The sequence below is a fragment of the Pseudomonas sp. 1D4 genome, from assembly GCF_001728925.1.
Lineage (GTDB): Bacteria > Pseudomonadota > Gammaproteobacteria > Pseudomonadales > Pseudomonadaceae > Metapseudomonas > Metapseudomonas otitidis.
Map to the genome: position 1 here is coordinate 13793 of NZ_LXJQ01000015.1, position 15761 is coordinate 29553.

Genomic DNA, 15761 nt, shown 5'->3' on the forward strand with positions numbered 1-15761 from the left:
ATGGCACAGAGCAAGCAGAACCCCAACATGGCGCTCTGGGAGTCGGTCCAGACGACCGACACGAAGTACACCAAGACCGCGAATCTGGACGGTCGCACGGTCACCAGCATTAACGGCACCTACATCGCAATGCGCGCTACAGAGGTATTCGGGCCGGTCGGTAAGGGCTGGGGCTTCGACATCCTGGTTGATCGCATGGACCAGGGTGCGCCGATCCTCAACAAGGAAGGAGCTGTTATCGGCCACGAACTGATGCACACGATCCTGCTGAAGTTCTGGTACCTCCGGGGCGGCAAGAAGAACTACATCACCCAGTACGGGCACACACCTTTCGTGCGCAAAAGCCAGTACGGCCCCTACACCGACTTCGACGCGCCCAAAAAGAGCGTCACCGACGCCATGAAGAAGTGCCTGTCTCTCGCCGGATTCAGCGCAGACGTGCATCTGGGCATGTTCGATGACCAGACCTACCTGGAAGGTCTGGAACTGAAGAAGCGCCTGGAAGACGCAGGCGATCCCGAGTCGGCAATGGACGAGGTCAAGGAGGAGTTCAAAACCTGGCTCCGCTCCCAGCTCGAAGCGCTGAAGAGAGCCCCGAATCCCAGGGCCCTTGACCTCATGCGCAAGCAGATTGCCGAAAAGGCACGCGCCAAGGCATTGGTCGTCAAGTTCGACCCCGCTGACATCGAAGCACGCATCAACGAGGTTGCCGAAGAGCACCGGCTCAACCTCGCCCCCACTACTCCGGCCTGATTGGGAGAACCGTCATGACCATCCTCAACAACGTTGACCTGGCGACAGGCACTGTCGAAGTCGCTGAATACAGCACCACTGCCGCCGCTTTGGCGGCCCTGCGTGAAAAGTACTTCGTCCTTCCCGATGCCAACACCACCGAGGGCTACGAATTCATTCGCACCGGCATCAAGGAGCTGACGGGCTTGCGCACCAAGCTGGAGGAGGCTCGTAAGCGCGAGAAGGCGCCCTACCTCCAGGCCGGCCAGATCATCGACGCCGAGGCGAAGCGCATCACTGCCGAGCTTGTGCAGCTGGAAGACCCGATGAAGGCAGCCAAGAAGGCAGTAGATGATCGCGTAGAGCGCGAGCGCCAGGAACGTGTCGCCCGCCTGCAGGTGAAAGTGGACGCCATCAAATCGATGCCTGGCCTGGTCCGTGGCAAGTCCAGCGCCGAGATCAGCGACATGATCGACCGCTGCGGAGAGATCGACACTTCGCACGACTTCTTTGACCTGACCAAGGAGGCAACCGCTGAGCAGCAGGCTGCCCTGGATGAACTGACCCAGATGCTGACCGACCGCCTCGCTTTCGAGGCCTCGGAAAAGCAGCGTGAGGAGCTGGAGGCACAACAGGCAGAGCTCCAGCGCAAAATGGACGAGCAACGCGCCGAGCTTGAGCGCCAGCGCCAGGAACTGGAGCAGCAACGTCGGGAGCTGGCGGCCGCGCGCGAGGCCACGGCGCCGGCCGAGGACGTCGAGAAGATCGAGCAGCTGCAGGAGTCCCCTCCCTGCAAGGGCTTCACCACCGCATCCAGCTGGCGCGCCCGCGTCACCGATAAGTCCGCGCTGATCGCCGCGATCGCTGCCGGCTACGGCACCGAAGATCTGCTGATCATCGACCAGGCCGCACTCGATAGCCTGGCCAACGACAAAGGCCCCAGCCTCCAACTGGCCGGCGTCACCGTCGAGAAGATCCCGGCGAAAGCCGCCTGACCCACCCTCCTCCCTCCAAACCATGGCCCTAAGCGGCGCCACACGGTGCCGCTGACGGCCTCCTCATGCCGAGAAAAACCATGACCGCACTCAAGCTGCTCTACACCTTCGACACCGAAACCACCGGTTTTCCCGACTGGAAATCGCCCAGCGAGGCGCCGCACCAGCCGCACCTGGTGGACGATGCCCCGCAGGCAGAGGCTCCCGCCCAACCGGTGGAGGCGTAGGCCATGGCACGCGGTGTCAACAAGGTGATCCTCGTCGGCAACGTCGGCGGCGACCCGGAAGTTCGCTACATGCCGAACGGCAACGCTGTCACCACCCTCAACCTCGCCACCGGCGACGTGTGGAAGGACAAGCAGACCGGCCAGCAGAAGGAGCGCACCGAGTGGCACCGCGTGGTGTTCTTCGGCCGCCTCGCCGAGATCGCTGGCGAATACCTGCGCAAGGGCTCCCAGGTCTATGTCGAAGGCGCCCTGCGCACCCGCAAGTGGCAGGGGCAGGACGGCCAGGACCGCTACACCACCGAAGTCGTCGTGGACATCACCGGCCAGATGCAGCTGCTCGGCAGCCGGCCGGAGGGCAGCGAGACGCGGCGCCCGCCGCGTGAACAGACCCGGCCAACGACCCACCACCCGCAGCAACCGGCGCCGGACTACGACAGCTTCGACGACGACATCCCCTTCTGACGACCCCGGGAGACCCATCCAATGTGGTTTCGCAACCTGCTGATCTACCGCCTCACCCAAGACATCCCTTTCGACCCCCAGGCCCTGGAGGCCGCCCTGGCCAACAAGCCGGCGCGCGCCTGTGAAAGCCAGGAGTGGACGACCTTCGGCTTCGCGCCGCCCCTGGGAAAGGGCACCGACGCCCTGGTCCAAGCCAGTGCCGGCTTCCTGCTGATCTGCGTCCGGCGGGAAGAGCGCATCCTGCCCGCCTCCGTGATCAACGAGGAGCTGCGCAAGAAGGTCGACGCGATCGAGGAAAGCCAGCAGCGCAAGGTCTACAAAAAGGAACGCGACCTGCTGAAGGACGAGATCGTCCAGACCCTGCTGCCTCGTGCCTTCACGCGCAAGTCGGCCACCTACGCGGCGATCGCGCCGGCCGAGGGCCTGGTCCTGGTGGACCACACCAGCCCGAAGCGGGCCGAGGACCTGCTCTCGACGCTGCGCGAGGCACTCGGCTCCCTTCCCGTCCGCCCGGTGTCCGTGAAGGTGGCGGCCACCGCCACCCTCACCGACTGGGTGCGCAACCAGAAGGCCGGGACCGACTTCTGGCTCAGCGACGATGCGCTGCTGCGCGACACCGACGAGGTCGGCAGCATCAACGTCAAGCACCAGGACCTGACCAGCGACGAGATCCAGCTGCACATCTCCTCCGGCAAGAGCGTCACCCGCCTCTCCCTCGCCTGGAAGGACAAGCTGTCCTTCGTCCTCGATGAGGGCCTGGTCATCCGCAAGCTCCGCTTCGACGACCTCCTGCAGGAGAAGGCACTCGACGACGCGGGCAAGGACGCCGACGCCCTGTCCCAGCAGATAGCCAGCTTCACGCTGATGATGCTGACCCTCCGCGAATTCATACCCGCCCTCCTCGACGCCCTGGGCGGTGAGGAAGTGCCCACCGGCATCTGAGCCAGGAGCAGACCATGCCCATCATCAACGGCATCATCCACCACATCGACAAGAAGCCCGACGGCAGCCCCTCCGTGCTGCACCTGGCCGATACCCCGCTGGGCCCGACTGAAGCCGCCAGCAACCTGCTCACCGACCTGAACGAGGCCTACAACGCCAAACCCGGCAAGGCCTGGGGTCTATTCCATGAGGAGTCCGGCGCCTACCCGCTGAGCGGATGGCTGAAGGAGTACCTGGTCGGTGGCCGTGACTTCACCGAATTCAGCCGCGACGCGGCCGAGCACCTCCAGCGCCTGCTGGAAGAGGCGAACCTGGCCACCGGCGGCCACCTCTTCATCGCCCACTACCAGCAGGGCATGACCGACTACCTGCAGGTGGCGGTGCTCCGCTACACCGAGGCCGTGGCCATCGACGCATCGCTGCAGGCGGTACCCGTGCGCTACCTGGACCTGAGCCAGCTCCACATGGCAGCGCGGATCAACCTGTCGGAGTGGCGCAACAACCCGAAGTCCCGCCAGTACATCTCCTTCATCAAGGCGAAGACCGGGCGCAAGGTCACCGACTACTTCCGCGACTTCATCGGCTGCCAGGAAGGCGTCGACGCCCCCGGCGAGACCCGCACCCTGCTCAAGGCCTTCAGCGACTTCGTCGAGCAGGGAGACCTGGCCGAAGAACAGGCCCGCGAGAAGACCAAGACCCTGGTGGACTACGCCACCACCCAGGCCAAGCTGGGGAGCGCGATCACCCTGGAGGAGCTGTCTGGTCTGATCGACGAGGACCAGCCCCGGGCCTTCTTCGAGTTCATCCGTAACCGGGACTACGGCCTGTCGCCCGAGATCCCGCCGGACAAGCGCACCCTGAACCAGTTCAAGCGCTTCACCGGCCGAGCTGAGGGCCTGTCGATCAGCTTCGAGGCGCGCCTGCTGGGCTCGTCGGTGGAGTTCGACCAGGCACGCGACGTGCTGACGATCCGCAATGTGCCGGAACAGCTGAAGTCACAGCTGCGCAAAGCGAAGGACGGCTGACATGGACCCGATCAAGCACCCCCGGCGCGCCGCCGAACAGCACGAGCGCCAGCAGGCCGAGCGCGCACAGGCCCTGTTCAACGCTCGCCTCGCACCTGAGCAGATCCGCCGGCGCCTGCGCATGGGGCCGGTGACCTTCGAGCAGTTTGTGGCACGCAACAGAATCAGGCTGCAAGCCTGACGCTGGAAGGTGAGATGGCCGCCTCTAGGCGGCCTCATGTGCTAGATCCCCAGTTCAGCAACGACCCGGGGAGCAACATGTACTGGCATGCCAGCGATTTGGTAGTCGCCCTCCTGCAGGAAGGTCAGCGACCGGTAGTACGGATCGAACTGATGAACAACGAGCACACCGTTGGTCTCCTCAGCAAGCCTTGCGTACTTCCCGGACTGCTGGCCCGCCCAAGACCACACGTGGACCACCCACCCGCGCTTAAGCGCACGCTTCACCTGCTGCAGAAAGCTCGTCCCATAATCCGACTCGTTGCCATCCCCTGTCACAAGAATCAGCGCTTGAGGGGCTTCATAATCAAGAAGGACGTTGGCGATTTTCAGGTGGACGATTTCATCCACCCCTTGCTCGGCAAGTCGCCCATCATCTCTATCAACCCGGTGCAGCAGATCGGGGTCATATCCCTTGCTTCGGGCGTGCTCCCACAGAGCTTCGTTTCCTGGTGGAAGCGATCCAGCCAGAACCCTAGTCACGGGGTTGAACCCGTTTTCAATTAACCGAAACAGGTTGCGGTAGTAGACCCGAACTGCCTTTCGAACTACGCCGGGCTCAAGTAGCTCGGCTGCGCGCTGAGCGCCTCCAAACACGTTTGAGTTGTCGATAAAGACGTGTGCATCCATTGCTTGCCTCCTCTGATCCGGCCAAGTGCCGGCATACCGAACCTACCCCACTTCATTTCAAAGCGCCACTACGGTGCGGCTTTGCCGTGCCCTGCATAAGGAGCCCGCCGCATGACCTTGCGAGCCCCAATCGTTGCCGCCTACGGCATGGGAACCAACAGCACCGCTCTCCTGGTGGAGATGGTGCGCCGCGGTGAGCCGGTGGACGCCATCGTCTCCGCTGACACCGAGGGCGAAAGGCCTTGGACCTATGAGTTTCGCGACCTGTTCTCTGCCTGGCTGGTGGCTCACGGCTACCCCGCCATCACCATCGTGAAGAAGGGAGGACGGCCGGAGTCGCTGGAGGACAACTGCCTGCGCCTGGCGATGCTTCCGAGCCTCGCCTACGGCTTCAAGGGCTGCAGCCACAAGTACAAGATCGAGCCACAGGAGGCCTGGGCGAACAAGTGGCCTCCTGCCCGGGCTGCATGGGCTGGCGGCCAGAAGGTCGTCAAGCTGATCGGTTACGACGTCGACGAGCCGCACCGCGCCGCGATCCCGGAGGACGACAAGTACACCTACCGCTATCCGCTGCTCGAATGGGGCTGGGGTCGAGAGGAGTGCGTCGCCGCCATCGCCGCCGCCGGCCTTCCGCAGCCAGGCAAGAGCAGCTGCTTTTTCTGCCCGGCCAGCACCAAGGCCGAGATCTTGGAACTACGCCGCGAGCATCCCGACCTGCTTGCGCGGGCGCTGGCCATTGAAAGCACGGCGATCAACGCCGGAAACCTGCGGTCGGTCAACGGCCTCGGCCGGAAGCTGCACTGGGGCCAGTTCCTCCAACTGGTGGAAGAAGCCGAAGACCCCACGAAATTCATCCTGCGCCAGCAGGACTTCCCCAACCCTCCCCAGTGCGGCGGCTGCTACGACGGCCGCTCGCTGGACGCTGACGAACAGGAACCTGTCGCATGATCAAGCGCACCCTCTACCACTTCCACTTCTGCTGCGGCCTGGGCGGCGGCGCCAAGGGCTTCAACCGCGCCAAGCCTGTCGTCGGCAACCTGCAGGCGGAATGGGAATGCCTGGGCGGCATCGACGTCGACCCGGCAGGCCTGCGCGACTTCGAGCGGCTGGCCGGCGTGCCCGGGACGCTGATGGACCTCTTCACTCGCGATCAGTACGTGCGGTTCCACGGGAAGGAGCCGCCGGCCGGCTGGCGCGAAGCGACGCCAGACGATATCCGCCGGGCCGCGCGTGGCCGCCGCCCTGACGCGGTCTTCATCTCCAGCCCCTGCAAGGGCGCCTCTGGCTTGTTGTCGGAGAAAATGAGCCTGACGCCGAAGTACCAGGCTCTCAACGAGCTAACCCTGCGCTGCATCTGGCTGATGGGCGAGGCCTGGGCGGATGATCCGGTGCCGCTGATCGTGTTCGAGAACGTCCCGCGCCTGGCCACCCGTGGCCGGCACCTGCTGGACCAGATCAACAGCCTGCTGGGCGGGTTCGGCTACGCCGTGGCCGAGACCACCCACGACTGCGGCGAGTTGGGCGGCCTGGCGCAGTCTCGCAAGCGCTTCCTGCTGGTGGCGCGCCACATCGAGAAGGTCCCGCCCTTCCTCTACGAGCCGGAGAGAAAGACCCTCCGCGCCGTGGGCGACATCCTCGGCCGCATGCCCCTGGCGGGGGACATCACCGCGGCCGGGCCGATGCATCGCGTTCCGTCGCTCCAGTGGAAGACCTGGGTGCGCCTTGCTCTGGTGCGCGCCGGCAGCGACTGGCGCAGCCTCAACGAGCTGGCGATCGAGGACGGCTACCTGCGCGACCTGGTGATCGTGCCGGCCTACCGCAGCGGCTACATGGGCGTGCATGGCTGGGATGACAGCATGGGCACCATTGCCGGCCGCAGCAGCCCTACCAATGGGGCCTTTTCCGTTGCAGACCCCCGCTACGAGGCGTCGGCCCGCTGGAACTACGGCCAGCAGTACGGCGTTCTGGACTGGCGCGAGACCTCCGGCACCATCACCGGGCAGAAGTCGCCCGGACAAGGGAAGTTCGCGGTGGCCGACCCGCGCGGCCAGAGCTTCGGGAAGTACCCGGTCACCGAGTGGAACGATCACGCCGGCACCGTCATCGCGGCCAGCACAACCGGTCAGGGTGCGTTCGCTGTCGCAGATCCGCGCCCGACCGGGGTGCGCCACAACAACGTTTTCCGCGTCGTCAGCATGGACCAGCACGCGGGCACGGTCACCAGCGGACACGGCCCCAGCTCGGGCGGCCAAGCGGTGGCCGATCCCCGGTACCACAACTGGCACCCCGGCGCGTCGAGCCGGAAGCTGAACGTGGTGCCGTGGACTGGCACCGCCGGTACCGTCACCGGCTCCCAGCAGGTGGCCAGCGGTGCGCTGTCGATCGCTGACCCGCGCGCACTGCATCGCACCAAGGGGGATGCCTACCTCACAGGTGGCCACTACGGTGTGGTGGGCTTCGACCAATCGGCCGGCGCCGTCTCCGCCAGCGCGCGCTACGACAATGGCCGCTGGAGCGTTGCCGATCCGCGTATGCCGGCGGCGGACGAGCGCCTGACCTGCATCATCCAGTCGCTCGACGGCACCTGGCACCGCCCCTTCACTACCCTGGAGCTGGCCGCCCTGCAGAGCTTGGTGGACCCCGAAGAGCAGTTGGAGCTGGACGGGCTCAGCGACAGCGACTGGCGCGAGCGCATCGGCAACGCCGTACCGCCGGCGGCAGCCGAGGCAATCGCCCACGTCATGGGCACCACCCTGCTGCTGGCCGAGCTGGGCGAGACGTTCATGCTCAGCAGCATGCCGATCTGGGTGCGGCCGGTGGCCGTAGGGTTGAGCGTCGCCTCGCAGGACTCGCCGCAATGAGCTGGTACGACAGAGCCTGGCAGCACATGCACCAGGTGCACCAGCAGGCCCTGGCAGATGGCTTGGATGCCATGGCCAGGGCCCGGGCAATAGACGACAGCTACCCGTGGCAGAAGCGCTCCGGCTGGCCCTACAAGTCCTGGTTGCGCGCACGCCGCGAGTACTTCCCCCGCCACCAACTGCCGACGCCGCGGGCCAAGCGCCCAGGGGCTGACCTCTTTTCGGAGTGAAAAATGAGCCGCACGCCTGACATTCGCGAAATTGCCGGGGTTCAGGCCTCGGCCTGCCCCACCCCCGAATTCCGCTTCTTCATCTACGACCCCTCTGGCTACGACTTCATCTACTTCCGGAGCCCCGAGGACCGCGCCACTGCAATCCCCACCATCATCGCCAGCTACCGCGCCGATGATGGCTGGGACGATGAGGTGGAGAACGTCTTCGCCGGAGAGATCACGCACACCTGCGAGAAGACGGATCTCCAGCTGCGCCCCGACCAGATAGATGAGGACGGCCTCGACGAAGAGGGCAACTACTGGGCCGAGAGCTGGGCCTATCGATGCGACTATGACTTGTTCGACCTGCTACCGCAGCAGGCGAAGGATGGTAGCGAGGTGCAGCCATGAAAATGGCCAAGGCAAGCGAGAGCGACATTGAAGCCGCAGGCGAACTGCTGCAGCTGCTCGACGTAATTGACCGGCGCTGGGGTGGCCCCTGCCCCATTGACGCTCCTGACAACCTCTTCGAGTTCCTGGGATACAGCGACTTCGACGCTGATGATCCTGAGCACCTGCAGGTGCTCTACAACCACTTAGCCCGACTGCTTTGCCGGGCTCCGAATTTTCACGGACGAATCATCGGCGGCATGTGCTACGTCATCCACAACCCGTGCAACGAGATCATCGATCCATATCTCGACTACCTGGAGCTGCACCCAGTGCTCCGAGGGCTACTGAACAACCTCGCCCCAACGCCCTGAAGGCTCCCGACTCCTGCAGCAATGCCGGCCACGCCAGGCCGCGCTCCGCGACACCTTCTATCCCATGCCAATCCGTCACACCGGGCAGAACGTCCGGGGCGGACCTATTCCGGAGAACGATGTATGAAAACCGCAACCCTGGACGAGTACCGCGCCCTGATGAAGGCGCAGGGTGTTCCGCGTGAACACACGGCATTCCGCTGCCCGATGTGCAGCACGGTCCAGTCCGCTGCCGATTTGCTTGCAGCCGGTGCGGGCAACAATCTCGCCGCTGTCGAGCCCTACCTGGCCTTCTCCTGCGTGGGCCGCTTCACCGGCGCCGGCAGCCCCTCGGCGATGAAGGGCCTCGGCAGGGGCTGCAACTGGACCCTCGGGGGTCTCTTCCAGACGCACCAGTTTGAGGTCGTGACGGACGATGGCCGGCACCACCCCATGTTCGAGCCGGTCACCGCTGCAGAAGCGCAGGCCCACATGGAAGCGAAGGGGCTGACCGAGGGCGTCGACAGCGAGGGCGGCAGCTGTGACTAAGTCCGGAATCACATACTACCCCCGCCGGGCGCGCTGCCAGAACTGCACGGAATGCCACAACGACTGCAGCGCGCTGCCCTTCAGCACCATGCCGGTCTACCGGCAGGATGGAACCGATACCATCGTGACCTGCACCGAGTTCCGCCAGGCTAACTACTGCGGATCTCTCCGCAGCGAAGTACGGCGAGGCGGCCAGCACCAATGAACGCCCCGATCTACTGCCGCACCACCGGCTTGCGGGTTGGCACCTGCACCTGCCTCCGCTGCCGTCCACCGGCCCCTGCGCCGGCGCAGTAACACCGATCCCCTACCCCCATCACCTGACTCTGCGCACTGCGCCGGAGGGAACAACCGTGTCCACGCAAAACCACCCCGAAGATCAGGACGCCATCGAGAAGCTGCACTCCTCCTACATGGACGCCCTTTTCGACGCTGCCAACGATCGCCTTATCGAGTTCCAGGACAAGGCCTACCAGATGGGCCGCGCCCGTGGCCGCCTGGATACCTTCGACTTCGCCGCCCACCTGCAGCGCCAGCGCGAATTCAGCGAGCGCACTTTCGGCCCCGGCAGCCGCACCGAAGGCGTGGTCGACCACATCCGCAAGGAACTCAAGGAGATCGAGGCCAGCCCGGGCGACCTGTCCGAATGGATCGATGTCGTCATCCTGGCCCTGGACGGCGCCTGGCGCTCCGGTGCCACGCCCGCGCAGATCATCGACGCCTTGGTCGCCAAGCAGACGAGGAACGAGGCTCGCACCTGGCCGGACTGGCGCTCTGCCCCGCTCGACAAGGCAATCGAGCACGACCGAGCCGAGGATCCCATCGACAACGAGACGTACTTCGTTCACCGCAATGCCGGTAGGAAAGTGTTTGCGAAGCACGGCGAAGTCTTCGTCGATCAGGGAGGGCTGACCAGGGGCTGGGGGAATGGTTGGACCCGCATCAAGGCGACCTCTATCGAACATGCCCTGCAGATCGCCGAGGAGGTGTTGCCGTAATGAAGCGCATCTACCTCTCAGGCCCGATGTCCGGCCTGCCCGACGAGAACCGTCCGGCTTTCAACGCCGAGGCCGCTCGCCTGCGCGCCCTGGGCTACCAGGTCGAGAACCCAGCCGAGCTGAACCCACCCGGTACACCCCGCCACATCTGCATGAAGGTGGACATCCAGGCGCTGCTGGGCTGCGACACCATCGCCCTGCTCCCTGGTTGGATCGACTCCGCCGGCGCAACTCTGGAGCGTGCCTGCGCCGTCCAGTGCGGTATCCGAACGATCGCCGCCAAGACCATCACACAGCCCAACCTAGCGCCGATCAAGACTCACAGCTGACACCACTTCCATTACAACCTGCCGGTCACGCCGGCGGGGAGGACCTCCCATGGAAAGCGAAATCCTGTCCGACGAAGAGTTGGCCGAGATTACCGGCTACAAGGCCCGCGGCTGGCAGCGCCGCTGGCTTCGAGAACGCCACTGGCATTTCGTCGAGAGCCGTGGCGGACGCCCCCTGGTGGGGCGCCAGTACGCGCGCATGAAGCTCGGTCTGGTCCAGGTCGTCAATGGACTGCAGCCGCCGCCCCTGCCGACGCCCGCCTGGACTCCCGACTTCACACGGATGAATTGAAATGCGCCCCCGCAACAGAGAGAACCGCAAGCTGCCGCCGAACCTCTATGTCCGGCGGCGCAAGCGGAAGAACGGAGACGTCTGGGTCGCCTACTACTACCGCGGCTCAGACGGCAAAGACGTGTTCCTTGGCAACGACCTGGACATGGCCCGCATCAAGTGGGCCGAGTTCGAGGCCACGGAGAAGCCCAAGGATCTGCGGATCATGGGTGCGATCTTCGATCGCTACCTCCGGGATATCGTGCCGAAGAAGGCGCCCCGCACCCAAGAGGACAACAAGAAGGAGATCAAGCAGCTCCGGATCGTATTCGATGAGGCTCCGATCGACGCGCTGACCCCGGCGATGATCGCCCAGTACCGAGACGGCCGATCAGCAAAAGTCCGCGCCAACAGGGAGATCGCGACGCTATCGCATGTGTTCAACATCGCCCGGGAATGGGGGCTCACGACGAAGGAGAACCCCTGCCGCGGGGTGCGCAAGAACAGGGAGAAACCTCGGGACTACTACGCCAAGGACGCGGTGTGGGATGCGGTGTATGCCAGGGCTGTTCCCGAGCTCCGGGACGCTATGGACCTCGCCTATCTCACCGGACAGCGCCCGGCAGACGTCATCATGATGCGGAAAACCGACATCGACGGCGACTACTTCGAGGTCAAGCAAGGGAAGACGGGCCACAAGGTGCGCGTGTTGATGAAGATCGACGGGGTGCTGACAAGTCTGGGCGTGCTGGTGGCCCGAATCCTGGCGCGCAATGAAGGCTTCGGCAGCCCGTACCTGATCCTCAGCGACAGAGGGCGGCACGTTAGCCCGAGCATGTTGAGGGACCGGTGGGAGGCGGCACGGGAGGCCGCTCAGAAAGCTGCGATCGAAGCCGGTGACCCGGAGTTGGGGGCGCTGATCCGTGAATTCCAGTTCAAGGACATCAGGCCGAAGGCCGCGACCGAAATCAACGACCTGAAGGAGGCCAGCCGCCTCCTGGGACACACTGAAGAGGAGATCACGAAGACCGTCTACGTCAGGCGAGGAGCGATCGCCAAGCCGGCAAAATAGCTGTGAGTTTTGGGACTGCACCCCGTTTATTCTGGGACTCGCCCTGATTCTCACAGCCTGCCGGCGAGCGTCAGCCGGCGCCAGAAAATGAAAAAGCCCTGATAAATCAGGGCTTTGAATATGGCGGAAGCGGTGAGATTCGAACTCACGGACAGTTTCCCGTCGGCGGTTTTCAAGACCGCTGCCTTCAACCACTCGGCCACACTTCCGCATTTGCGGGCGGCAATAGTACCCGAACGCAACACGCTGTCAAACTCTGTCACGTGGGACGTTCGTGTGCTCTGTTATCATTTCGCCCGACTGCGGTCACGGACCATACAACCTTGCAGGAGTCATGCAAATGAGCGATCACGATTACGCAATCAGCCAGGCGCAGGCCGGCGACCTCGAAGTCAGCCGGGTGCTGCGCAACACCTATGGCCTTCTGGCGCTGACCCTGGCCTTCAGCGGCCTGGTCGCCTATGTCGCGCAGCAAATGCGCGTCGGCTACCCGAGCATCTTCGTGGTGCTGCTGGGGTTCTACGGTCTGTTCTTCCTGACCGTGAAGCTGCGCAATTCCGCCTGGGGCCTGCTGTCCACCTTCGCCCTGACCGGCTTCATGGGCTACACCCTCGGCCCCATCCTCAACCGCTACCTGGGCATGCCCAACGGCGGTGAAGTGGTGGCCTCGGCGTTCGCCATGACGGCGCTGGTGTTCTTCGGCCTGTCGGCCTATGTGCTGACCACCCGCAAGGACATGAGCTTCCTGGGCGGTTTCATCACCGCCGGGTTCTTCGTCCTGATCGGCGCCATGCTGGCCAGCTTCTTCTTCGACATCAGCGGCCTGCAATTGGCGATCAGCGCTGGCTTCGTGGTGTTCTCCTCGGTCTGCATCCTGTTCCAGACCAGTGCGATCATCCACGGCGGCGAGCGCAACTACATCATGGCAACCATCAGCCTGTACGTGTCGATCTACAACCTGTTCGTCAGCCTGCTGCAAATCATTGGTGTGATGAGCGGCGACGACTGATCCAGCAGCCTCAAGGAAAGCCCGCTTCGGCGGGCTTTTTCTTGCCTGCAAAACGACGGCCCAAGCCTTATCATGGCGTCCTGCATTCAAGACGATCTGCTCCATGAAATTCGCTATCGCCCTCTTCTCCCCGCCCCACTCGCCAGCCTCTCGCCGGGCGCTGCGCTTCACCGACGCCGTGCTCGCGGCCGGACATGAAGTGGTGCGGCTGTTCCTCTACCAGGACGGCGTGCACAGCGCCTCGGCCAACATCGTCGCACCACAGGATGAAACCGATACGGCGCGGGAATGGCAGGCGCTGGTCGCGGCTCATCAACTGGACGGCGTGGTGTGCATCGCCGCTGCGTTGCGCCGGGGCGTGCTGAATGCCGAGGAGGCGGCGCGGTACGGCCGAGAGGCGGCCAACCTGGCGGATGAGTGGTCACTTTCGGGCCTCGGGCAGTTGCACGAAGCCGCTCAACTGGCAGACCGGCTGGTCTGCTTCGGGGGGGACTGATGGCCAAGTCCATGCTCATCATCAGCCGTCGCGCGCCAGGCTCTGGCCCCAGCGCCCGCGAGGCGCTGGATATCGCGCTGGCCGGTGGTGCCTTCGATCTGCCGCTGGCCATGCTGTTCATGGATGACGGCGTCTTCCAACTAACGCCTGACCAGGCGCCCCACCATATTCAGCAGAAAGACCTCAGCGCCAACCTGCAGGCCTTGCCGCTGTTCGGGATCGAGGATCTGTTCGCCTGCACCTACAGCCTGCAGGAACGCGGACTGGATGCTTCGCACCTGGCTCTGCCTGCCCAGCCACTGGACGACGAGGCGCTGCGCGCCCTCATCGCACGCCATGACCTGGTGGTGACCCTCTGATGAGTACGCTGCATATCCTTTCCCACTCACCGTTCGGCGACAGCCGCTTTGCCAGTTGCCTGCGCGTGCTCAGCCCGGGCGATGCCCTGCTGCTGACGGGCGAGGCGGTCCAGGCCCTGCGCCAAGGCTCCGCCCCCAGGCTGAAGCTGGACCAGCTCCCTGCCCAAGTGGCGCTGTTCGCCTTGGAGGAAGACATCCTGGCCCGTGCTCCAACCGACCTTCCCAGCCACTGCACAGCTTTGGACTACCCGCGCTTCGTGGCGCTGTGCCTGGACTACGACAAGGTGAACAGCTGGCTATGAACACCCTGGAGCATGACGGCCGCAGCCTTGCACTGGACAAGGACGGCTACCTGGAAAACCTCTCCGACTGGAGCCCGGCCGTCGCCGAAGCGCTGGCCCGCAGGGAGGAACTGGTACTGACACCAGCCCATTGGGAAATCCTCGAGCTGTTGCGCGCCTTCTACGACGAGTTCCAGTTGTCACCGGCCAATCGCCCGCTGATCAAGTACGTCGCCCAGAAGCTGGGCCCGGAAAAGGGCAACAGCCTGCACCTCAATCACCTCTTCAAGGGCGCTCCTGCCAAGCTTGCCGCCAAGCTCGCCGGCCTGCCCCGACCGACGAATTGCCTATGACGCCCGCAGCCCCGACCGAACACCCGTTCGCCCAGTTCGTCCGCATCCTCGGCAAAGGTAAACGCGGCGCCCGTGGCCTGACCCGGGATGAAGCTCGCGATGCCATGGGCATGCTGCTGGACGGCGAAGTGGAAGAGGCCCAGCTCGGCGCCTTCCTGATGCTGCTGCGGCACAAGGAGGAAAGCGCCGAAGAACTGGCGGGTTTCACCGAAGCCTTCCGCGCACGCAATGACGCCCCTCGCCTGCCAATCGACCTGGATTGGCCCAGCTATGCGGGCAAGAAACGCCATCACCCCTGGTTCCTCCTGGCGGCCAAGGCCCTGGCCCAGGGTGGGTACCGCATCCTGCTGCACGGTGGCGGCCTGCACACGGCCGGGCGGGTCTATACGGAACAGTACCTGGAGTGCCTGGGCATTCCCGACTGCGCAGACTGGTCGGCTGTCGAAGCCGCACTGGCCCGTCACAACATCGCCTTCATTTCCCTGGGGGCCTGGGCGCCGCGCCTGCAACGGATGATCGACCTGCGCAACGTGCTCGGGCTGCGCTCGCCCATCCACTCACTCGCGCGCGTGCTGAACCCGCTCCAGGCCCGCTGCGGCCTGCAGAGCATCTTCCACCCGGGCTACCAGGCCGTGCATCGCGAGGCGAGCCGCCTGCTGGGCGACACCTCGGTGGTGATCAAGGGCGAAGGTGGCGAGATCGAGGTCAACCCCGACAGCGCCTGCACCCTGTTCGGTACCCGCGATAGCGAGGTATGGGACGAGGAATGGCCGGCGCTTTCCGCACTGCGCCATGTGAAGCCTGAGCGCCTGGCCGTCGACCAGTTGCTGGGCCTATGGCACGGAAGCCGGGACGACAGCTACGGCCAGTTGGCTGTCACGGCCACCATGGCGCTCGCCCTGCGCGGCCTGGACCACGACCGGGACGCAGCATTTGCCGAGGCCGAGCGACTGTGGGCGCAGCGCAATCCATCGATACCGTCGATAACCTGAACCC

Annotated in this window: 24 protein-coding genes and 1 tRNA gene; 23 read left to right on the forward strand and 2 right to left on the reverse strand. The window is 64.7% G+C overall.

Going from position 1 to position 15761, the window contains the following annotated elements; genetic code table 11:
• The 7 genes from A7D27_RS10065 (at nucleotide 1) to A7D27_RS10090 (ending at nucleotide 4564) form a co-directional block, all read left to right on the forward strand.
• Nucleotides 1-753, forward strand: coding sequence for a hypothetical protein (locus A7D27_RS10065; protein WP_069564777.1), 753 nt, complete (start codon nucleotides 1-3; stop codon nucleotides 751-753).
• A gap of 14 nt (nucleotides 754-767) precedes the next feature.
• Nucleotides 768-1727 (forward strand): hypothetical protein, encoded by a 960-nt coding sequence (locus A7D27_RS10070; protein ID WP_069564778.1) that lies wholly within the window; start codon nucleotides 768-770, stop codon nucleotides 1725-1727.
• A gap of 80 nt (nucleotides 1728-1807) precedes the next feature.
• On the forward strand, nucleotides 1808-1954 hold the full coding sequence (locus tag A7D27_RS27790) for a hypothetical protein (RefSeq protein WP_177343736.1): 147 nt from the start codon (nucleotides 1808-1810) through the stop codon (nucleotides 1952-1954).
• A gap of 3 nt (nucleotides 1955-1957) precedes the next feature.
• The gene (ssb, locus tag A7D27_RS10075; protein WP_069564779.1) at nucleotides 1958-2416 is read left to right on the forward strand and encodes a single-stranded DNA-binding protein; all 459 of its coding nucleotides are present in this window, start codon (nucleotides 1958-1960) and stop codon (nucleotides 2414-2416) included.
• Between the two features lie 21 nt (nucleotides 2417-2437).
• Nucleotides 2438-3358 carry a recombination-associated protein RdgC gene (rdgC, locus tag A7D27_RS10080; RefSeq protein WP_069564780.1) on the forward strand — a complete coding sequence of 307 codons (921 nt, stop codon included), beginning with the start codon at nucleotides 2438-2440 and terminating at the stop codon, nucleotides 3356-3358.
• Between the two features lie 14 nt (nucleotides 3359-3372).
• Entirely contained in the window at nucleotides 3373-4383 is a 1011-nt protein-coding gene (yejK, locus tag A7D27_RS10085) for a nucleoid-associated protein YejK (protein ID WP_069564781.1), read from the forward strand.
• A 1-nt stretch (nucleotide 4384) separates the two neighbouring features.
• On the forward strand, nucleotides 4385-4564 hold the full coding sequence (locus tag A7D27_RS10090; RefSeq protein ID WP_069564782.1) for a hypothetical protein: 180 nt from the start codon (nucleotides 4385-4387) through the stop codon (nucleotides 4562-4564).
• A gap of 41 nt (nucleotides 4565-4605) precedes the next feature.
• Here the strand turns inward: A7D27_RS10090 and A7D27_RS10095 are convergent, their stop codons facing one another.
• Nucleotides 4606-5232 carry an NYN domain-containing protein gene (locus A7D27_RS10095; RefSeq protein ID WP_069564783.1) on the reverse strand — a complete coding sequence of 209 codons (627 nt, stop codon included), beginning with the start codon at nucleotides 5230-5232 and terminating at the stop codon, nucleotides 4606-4608.
• A gap of 111 nt (nucleotides 5233-5343) precedes the next feature.
• On the opposite strand from A7D27_RS10095, the gene A7D27_RS10100 reads away from it, so the two are divergent.
• The 10 genes from A7D27_RS10100 (at nucleotide 5344) to A7D27_RS10145 (ending at nucleotide 12267) form a co-directional block, all read left to right on the forward strand.
• A complete protein-coding gene (locus A7D27_RS10100) occupies nucleotides 5344-6180 on the forward strand; it encodes a hypothetical protein (RefSeq protein ID WP_069564784.1) in 837 nt (278 codons plus the stop codon).
• Nucleotides 6177-8093 (forward strand): DNA cytosine methyltransferase, encoded by a 1917-nt coding sequence (locus A7D27_RS10105; protein ID WP_069564785.1) that lies wholly within the window; start codon nucleotides 6177-6179, stop codon nucleotides 8091-8093. The genes A7D27_RS10100 and A7D27_RS10105 overlap by 4 nt, the downstream gene beginning before the upstream one ends.
• A complete protein-coding gene (locus A7D27_RS10110; RefSeq protein ID WP_069564786.1) occupies nucleotides 8090-8323 on the forward strand; it encodes a hypothetical protein in 234 nt (77 codons plus the stop codon). The genes A7D27_RS10105 and A7D27_RS10110 overlap by 4 nt, the downstream gene beginning before the upstream one ends.
• Nucleotides 8324-8326: 3 nt before the next feature.
• Nucleotides 8327-8716, forward strand: coding sequence for a hypothetical protein (locus tag A7D27_RS10115; RefSeq protein WP_083265591.1), 390 nt, complete (start codon nucleotides 8327-8329; stop codon nucleotides 8714-8716).
• Entirely contained in the window at nucleotides 8713-9069 is a 357-nt protein-coding gene (locus tag A7D27_RS10120; RefSeq protein WP_069564787.1) for a hypothetical protein, read from the forward strand. The genes A7D27_RS10115 and A7D27_RS10120 overlap by 4 nt, the downstream gene beginning before the upstream one ends.
• Before the next feature lie 123 nt (nucleotides 9070-9192).
• Nucleotides 9193-9597 carry a VVA0879 family protein gene (locus tag A7D27_RS10125; protein ID WP_069564788.1) on the forward strand — a complete coding sequence of 135 codons (405 nt, stop codon included), beginning with the start codon at nucleotides 9193-9195 and terminating at the stop codon, nucleotides 9595-9597.
• 353 nt (nucleotides 9598-9950) lie between these two features.
• Nucleotides 9951-10595, forward strand: a complete 645-nt coding sequence (locus tag A7D27_RS10130) for a dATP/dGTP pyrophosphohydrolase domain-containing protein (protein WP_256557155.1) — start codon at nucleotides 9951-9953, stop codon at nucleotides 10593-10595.
• Nucleotides 10595-10924: a DUF4406 domain-containing protein gene (locus A7D27_RS10135; protein ID WP_069564790.1), complete on the forward strand. Its 330-nt coding sequence runs from the start codon at nucleotides 10595-10597 to the stop codon at nucleotides 10922-10924. Before A7D27_RS10130 ends, A7D27_RS10135 begins: the two co-directional genes overlap by 1 nt.
• Before the next feature lie 49 nt (nucleotides 10925-10973).
• Nucleotides 10974-11216 carry a DUF4224 domain-containing protein gene (locus A7D27_RS10140; RefSeq protein WP_069561062.1) on the forward strand — a complete coding sequence of 81 codons (243 nt, stop codon included), beginning with the start codon at nucleotides 10974-10976 and terminating at the stop codon, nucleotides 11214-11216.
• Between the two features lies 1 nt (nucleotide 11217).
• On the forward strand, nucleotides 11218-12267 hold the full coding sequence (locus A7D27_RS10145) for a tyrosine-type recombinase/integrase (RefSeq protein WP_069561063.1): 1050 nt from the start codon (nucleotides 11218-11220) through the stop codon (nucleotides 12265-12267).
• A 121-nt stretch (nucleotides 12268-12388) separates the two neighbouring features.
• On the opposite strand, the gene A7D27_RS10150 is transcribed toward A7D27_RS10145, so the two are convergent.
• Nucleotides 12389-12476, reverse strand: a tRNA-Ser gene (locus A7D27_RS10150).
• Between the two features lie 131 nt (nucleotides 12477-12607).
• On the opposite strand from A7D27_RS10150, the gene A7D27_RS10155 reads away from it, so the two are divergent.
• From A7D27_RS10155 to A7D27_RS10180, 6 genes are all read left to right on the forward strand, one after another.
• Nucleotides 12608-13276 (forward strand): Bax inhibitor-1/YccA family protein, encoded by a 669-nt coding sequence (locus tag A7D27_RS10155; RefSeq protein ID WP_069561064.1) that lies wholly within the window; start codon nucleotides 12608-12610, stop codon nucleotides 13274-13276.
• A gap of 103 nt (nucleotides 13277-13379) precedes the next feature.
• A complete protein-coding gene (tusD, locus tag A7D27_RS10160; protein ID WP_069564791.1) occupies nucleotides 13380-13772 on the forward strand; it encodes a sulfurtransferase complex subunit TusD in 393 nt (130 codons plus the stop codon).
• Nucleotides 13772-14131 (forward strand): sulfurtransferase complex subunit TusC, encoded by a 360-nt coding sequence (gene tusC / locus A7D27_RS10165; RefSeq protein ID WP_069564792.1) that lies wholly within the window; start codon nucleotides 13772-13774, stop codon nucleotides 14129-14131. The genes tusD and tusC overlap by 1 nt, the downstream gene beginning before the upstream one ends.
• Nucleotides 14131-14433 carry a sulfurtransferase complex subunit TusB gene (gene tusB / locus A7D27_RS10170; protein ID WP_069564793.1) on the forward strand — a complete coding sequence of 101 codons (303 nt, stop codon included), beginning with the start codon at nucleotides 14131-14133 and terminating at the stop codon, nucleotides 14431-14433. Before tusC ends, tusB begins: the two co-directional genes overlap by 1 nt.
• Entirely contained in the window at nucleotides 14430-14765 is a 336-nt protein-coding gene (locus A7D27_RS10175) for a TusE/DsrC/DsvC family sulfur relay protein (RefSeq protein WP_069564794.1), read from the forward strand. The genes tusB and A7D27_RS10175 overlap by 4 nt, the downstream gene beginning before the upstream one ends.
• Nucleotides 14762-15757 (forward strand): glycosyl transferase family protein, encoded by a 996-nt coding sequence (locus A7D27_RS10180; RefSeq protein WP_069564795.1) that lies wholly within the window; start codon nucleotides 14762-14764, stop codon nucleotides 15755-15757. The genes A7D27_RS10175 and A7D27_RS10180 overlap by 4 nt, the downstream gene beginning before the upstream one ends.
• The last annotated feature ends 4 nt before the right edge of the window (nucleotides 15758-15761 follow it).